This is a genomic window from Acinetobacter sp. UBA2063, from assembly GCF_002333245.1.
Classification (GTDB): domain Bacteria; phylum Pseudomonadota; class Gammaproteobacteria; order Pseudomonadales; family Moraxellaceae; genus Acinetobacter; species Acinetobacter parvus.
In genome coordinates, this window is record NZ_DDAH01000024.1 from 1 (window position 1) to 5,053 (window position 5,053).

Sequence of the window (5,053 nt, forward strand, 5' to 3'; positions counted from 1 at the left end):
ACTGCTCCATCCCGCATCAACGTGCAAAAAGTATATACAAATATAAAAAAAAGTCAATTGAAGTTTTTTACATTTGCCTGATTAAGTTGCACCTTAATCAAATGGTAGCGGGAGCTGGATTTGAACCAACGACCTTCGGGTTATGAGCCCGACGAGCTACCAGACTGCTCCATCCCGCATCAACAATCACTGCAACACCAAACTTACTGGTTATTAAGCTTGGTGCGGAAGGGGGGACTTGAACCCCCACGCCCGAAAGCACTACCACCTCAAGGTAGCGTGTCTACCAATTCCACCACCACCGCAGCTTTCTGGGACGCATTCTATTCCTTTAAATCCCAAAAGGAAAGGATTAATTCGACTTATTCTGTCGTTTTCGGTGCATTTGATGAAGTTTCAGGCGATGTTGTAGGAACAGACGTTGAACTTTGCACAGTTTTTAAACTATAGGCATCTATGGTCTGTTTTTTCGCAAAAACCGCCAGGGTTAAACTGGTGACGAAAAACAATGCGGTAAAGATAGTAGTTAAACGGGTCAGGAAATTTCCCGCCCCAGATGCACCAAATACTGTTGCCGCACCACCGCCACCGAATGACGCGCCTGCTTCCGCACCCTTACCTTGTTGTACCAAAACCAATGCAATAATCAAGATTGCTAAAATGATATGTACAACGAGTATAAAACTATACATTTCTATTCCCCGTTACTTATTTTGTGCAAATGCTTTTGCAATTTGGTAAAAAGATTGCGCGTTGAGTGATGCCCCACCCACTAAAGCGCCATTAATATCTGGACATGCCGCCAATTCAGCCGCATTTTCAGGCTTAACACTGCCACCATATAAGATCGCCATTTGCGCACCTACAGGTGTAATTTGCTTTAGCCCCTCACGGATTTTTGCATGCATGGTTTGGGCATCTGCTGGTGACGCAGTTTTTCCCGTACCAATCGCCCAGATCGGCTCATAAGCAACCACAATATTTTGCCACTGTTCAGGCTTCACCACTGAGGCGATATCACAGATTTGTTGCAATACCACTTGCTCAGCCAGTCCCTGCTCACGCTGCTCAAGGCTTTCACCCACACAGTAAATCACATTGAGACCAGCATTCAACGCATTATACAATTTTGACTGAAGCGTTTCGACACCATCACCAAATAATTCACGACGCTCGGAATGGCCAACCAAAACAAAATCAATTTGGCTATCCTTGAGCAATTCTGCACTCACTTCACCTGTATACGCACCCGTTCCCGCTACACGCGATACATCCTGAGCCACCGTGTAAATTGTCCGAACCGCATCCTTGAGCTGTGCCTGAATACTTGTAAGCGCAATTGCAATCGGTGCCATACCAATATGGCATTGCTCAGGCAAAATATTGTCCTGTTGTAATAGCCGTTTAAATTCTTCTATTAATTGAAGAGCGTCAGCATGCATTGGATTCATTTTCCAATTGCCAACAACCCAAGGGGTAATGGTCGGAGTCGACATACTTTGGTCTACTGCTAATTTCTAAAAAATGCTGCATATTTTACACGGATTTTTATAAAATTCAGTTTTTTTATCTGGTTTAACCTGATAACCACTGTACAGTTGTTTGTAAAAATTAATGTTACAAGGGAATAGCATTCTATTTATTTGAAAGTAGGTCATTTCCTGACGGATTTTATTATTTTCATTTTTAGCTAATTGTCTTGGTTTTAGAAAATTAATTTGTAAAAAATTCGATCAGTTCAACGTTTTAGATACGAATCAAGTCAAAAACGACACTTTCTCCAGTAGTATTTTTACCCAACAAAAGTATAATTTTGTAAGATAGCTATTATAAACATTTATTGTCACAAGGCGGACAGATGTCAGGTTTACATACGTCTCCAAAATTTTCAGGGTTCATTCGGCGTTTAGTCGAAGAGGGGCATTTGTCTGCATCAAACATGCAGAATGCCATTGATGCGGCAAAAAAGGCCCAACAGGATATTGTGGCTCACCTGATTGAGCATCAACGCCTCTCACCACTCACAGTTGCAGAAAGTATTTCCCATGAATTCGATGAGCCTCTTTTTGACCTTGCTGTATATGATACAGCCTTATTACCCAAAGATTTAACAGACAACAAGCTGATACAAAAACATCGTGTTGTTCCGTTAATACAACGTGGACAAATTTTGTATGTTGCTACGAGCAATCCAACCAATATTGATTCATTAGATGCCATTCGCTTTAACACCAAGCTTAATATTGAACCGATTATTGTTGAACATAACAAGCTTGAGAAACTGATTGAACAACAGTTTGGTGACAGTGGTAGCTTTGATTTCGGTGATAGTGAAGATTTTGACCTAGATGTGGATGTCGTGACAGACACACCTAAAGATGATGATGAACCTGCCCAAGGAGAGGAGTCTCCGATTGTAAAATATATCAATAAATTATTGATTGATGCGATTCGGATGGGTGCATCAGACTTACATTTTGAACCGTATGAAAAAATGTATCGAGTACGATACCGCGTGGATGGTGTATTACGCCAGATTGCTACCCCACCTTTACAAATGGCGAATCGACTTGCCTCTCGTTTAAAAGTGATGTCCCAAATGGATATTTCTGAAAAACGAATGCCTCAAGATGGTCGTATTAAACTTAAATTGTCAAAAACCAAAGCGATTGATTTCCGTGTCAACTCTTTACCCACCCTGTTTGGTGAAAAATTAGTACTTCGTATTTTGGATCCATCAAGTGCTATGCTCGGCATTGAAGCATTAGGCTATGAAGATAACCAGAAAGCATTATTCATGGAAGCACTTGAAAAGCCTCAAGGAATGCTACTGATTACAGGTCCAACAGGTTCTGGTAAAACTGTATCGCTATATACTGGTCTAAATATTCTAAACACTGAAGATACCAATATTTCAACAGCAGAAGACCCTGTGGAAATTAACTTGGAAGGCATTAATCAGGTCAACGTGAATCCAAAGACAGGATTGACTTTCTCTGCTGCATTAAAGGCTTTCTTACGTCAAGACCCTGATGTAATTATGGTCGGTGAGATTCGTGATTTAGAAACAGCCGAAATCGCCATTAAAGCCGCTCAGACAGGCCACATGGTGATGTCAACGCTACACACCAACAGTGCGCCAGAAACTTTAACTCGATTACGCAACATGGGGGTACCCTCCTTTAATATCGCCACTTCAGTCAACCTAGTGATTGCACAACGCTTAGCACGTCGATTATGTGCTCAATGTAAGGAAGTTGTTGAAATTCCAAAACAGAGTCTGCTAGAACTCGGTTTTACTGAACAGGATCTCACGGACCCAGAATTTAAGATATTTCAACCTGTAGGCTGTAGTGAATGCAGGGAAGGCTACAAGGGCCGTGTCGGTATTTATGAAGTCATGAAAGTGACGCCAGAAATATCCAGAATTATTATGGAAGATGGTAATGCCCTGGAAATTGCAGCAGCCTCGGAAAAAGCGGGATTCAACAATTTACGACGTTCGGGTTTGAAAAAAGTGATACAGGGGATTACTTCCCTACAGGAAGTCAACCGAGTCACCAGTGAATAAAATCAATAAAAAGGATTAAGAATCATGGCAGCGAAAAAAGCGCAAATGATGCCTACTTTTGCCTATGAAGGGGTCGATCGTAAAGGGGCAAAAATTAAAGGGGAATTACCAGCACGTAATATGGCTTTAGCAAAAGTCACCTTACGTAAACAAGGTGTGACCATCAAGAATATTCGGGAAAAACGTAAAAACATTCTCGAAGGATTAATGAAAAAGAAAGTCACCACACTAGATATCACCATCTTTACCCGCCAATTAGCGACTATGATGAAAGCTGGTGTGCCATTAGTGCAAGGTTTTGAAATCGTTGCCGAAGGCCTGGAAAATCCTGCCATGCGCGAAGTGGTGTTGGGGATTAAGGGTGAAGTAGAAGGGGGGAATACTTTTGCAGGCGCCCTGAAAAAATATCCTCAGTATTTTGACAACCTTTTTTGTTCCTTAGTTGAATCTGGTGAACAATCAGGTGCCCTTGAAACCATGCTGGATCGTGTAGCGATTTATAAGGAAAAAAGTGAATTACTCAAACAAAAAATTAAAAAGGCCATGAAATATCCAGCCACAGTCATTGTGGTTGCAGTGGTCGTAACCATTATTCTGATGGTCAAAGTGGTTCCTGTTTTCCAGGATCTGTTTAGTTCCTTTGGTGCAGACCTGCCCGCTTTTACTAAAATGGTCGTCAATATGTCCAAGTGGATGCAGGAATACTGGTTTATTCTTATCATCGTGATTGGCGCAATTATTACCGCTTTTCTTGAGGCAAAGAAACGTAGCAAGAAGTTTCGTGATCTTTTAGATAAAATGGCACTCAAGGCACCAATTTTTGGTGATTTAGTATATAAAGCCATTATTGCCCGCTATAGTCGTACCCTAGCCACCACCTTTGCAGCAGGTGTACCACTGATTGATGCTCTTGAATCTACAGCAGGTGCAACAAATAATGTGATTTACGAAGAAGCAGTGATGAAAATCCGTGAAGATGTCGCCACAGGCCAACAGTTGCACTTTGCGATGCGCGTTTCTAACCGTTTTCCATCCATGGCGATTCAAATGGTTGCAATTGGTGAAGAATCAGGTGCCTTGGATAGTATGCTAGACAAAGTGGCGACCCACTATGAAAATGAAGTGGATAATGCGGTCGATGGCTTAACCTCAATGATGGAACCATTGATTATGGCTATTTTAGGCGTACTTGTTGGTGGTCTTGTCATTGCCATGTATCTGCCAATCTTCCAAATGGGTTCTGTGGTCTAATGCAACAATCACTCTCTTATTTTATCGAGAACCCAACTGCACTGTACCTAGCAGTTGGGCTTTTGAGTCTATGTATTGGTAGTTTTCTCAACGTTGTCATTTTTCGTACGCCAAAAATGATGGAGCAAGAATGGCATCAGGAATGCCAAATGCTGCTTCATCCAGAGCAACCACTTATTGATCAAAGTAAGTTAACATTAAGCCAACCTGCCTCAACCTGTCCTCAATGTA

The 5,053-nt window shown here is 41.6% G+C and carries 5 protein-coding genes and 2 tRNA genes; 3 read left to right on the plus strand and 4 right to left on the minus strand.

Annotation, left to right across the window (positions count from 1 at the left end; genetic code table 11):
- Positions 1-102: 102 nt before the first annotated feature.
- The 4 genes from B4H32_RS01005 to tpiA all read right to left on the minus strand — a co-directional run bounded on the left by B4H32_RS01005 (position 103) and on the right by tpiA (position 1,496).
- Positions 103-179: transfer RNA gene (locus B4H32_RS01005), tRNA-Met, on the minus strand.
- A gap of 41 nt (positions 180-220) precedes the next feature.
- Positions 221-305 (minus strand) — tRNA-Leu (locus B4H32_RS01010).
- 57 nt (positions 306-362) lie between these two features.
- On the minus strand, positions 363-692 hold the full coding sequence (secG, locus tag B4H32_RS01015; RefSeq protein WP_004680701.1) for a preprotein translocase subunit SecG: 330 nt from the start codon (positions 690-692) through the stop codon (positions 363-365).
- Between the two features lie 12 nt (positions 693-704).
- Positions 705-1,496 carry a triose-phosphate isomerase gene (tpiA, locus tag B4H32_RS01020; RefSeq protein ID WP_004680702.1) on the minus strand — a complete coding sequence of 264 codons (792 nt, stop codon included), beginning with the start codon at positions 1,494-1,496 and terminating at the stop codon, positions 705-707.
- Between the two features lie 362 nt (positions 1,497-1,858).
- Here tpiA and pilB point away from each other — a divergent pair, with 362 nt between their 5' ends.
- From pilB to B4H32_RS01035, 3 genes are all read left to right on the plus strand, one after another.
- The gene (pilB, locus tag B4H32_RS01025; RefSeq protein WP_004680703.1) at positions 1,859-3,571 is read left to right on the plus strand and encodes a type IV-A pilus assembly ATPase PilB; all 1,713 of its coding nucleotides are present in this window, start codon (positions 1,859-1,861) and stop codon (positions 3,569-3,571) included.
- 24 nt (positions 3,572-3,595) lie between these two features.
- Positions 3,596-4,822, plus strand: a complete 1,227-nt coding sequence (locus tag B4H32_RS01030; RefSeq protein WP_004680704.1) for a type II secretion system F family protein — start codon at positions 3,596-3,598, stop codon at positions 4,820-4,822.
- The coding region (locus B4H32_RS01035; protein ID WP_286799335.1) for a prepilin peptidase at positions 4,822-5,053 on the plus strand (232 nt) is incomplete at its 3' end. The genes B4H32_RS01030 and B4H32_RS01035, both read left to right, overlap by 1 nt.

Coding starts and splice junctions, on each gene's coding strand:
- pilB (WP_004680703.1), top strand. CDS start 1,859: ATGTCAGGTTTACATACGTCTCCAAAATTTTCAGGGTTCATTCGGCGT.
- secG (WP_004680701.1), bottom strand. CDS start 692: ATGTATAGTTTTATACTCGTTGTACATATCATTTTAGCAATCTTGATT.
- B4H32_RS01030 (WP_004680704.1), top strand. CDS start 3,596: ATGGCAGCGAAAAAAGCGCAAATGATGCCTACTTTTGCCTATGAAGGG.
- tpiA (WP_004680702.1), bottom strand. CDS start 1,496: ATGTCGACTCCGACCATTACCCCTTGGGTTGTTGGCAATTGGAAAATG.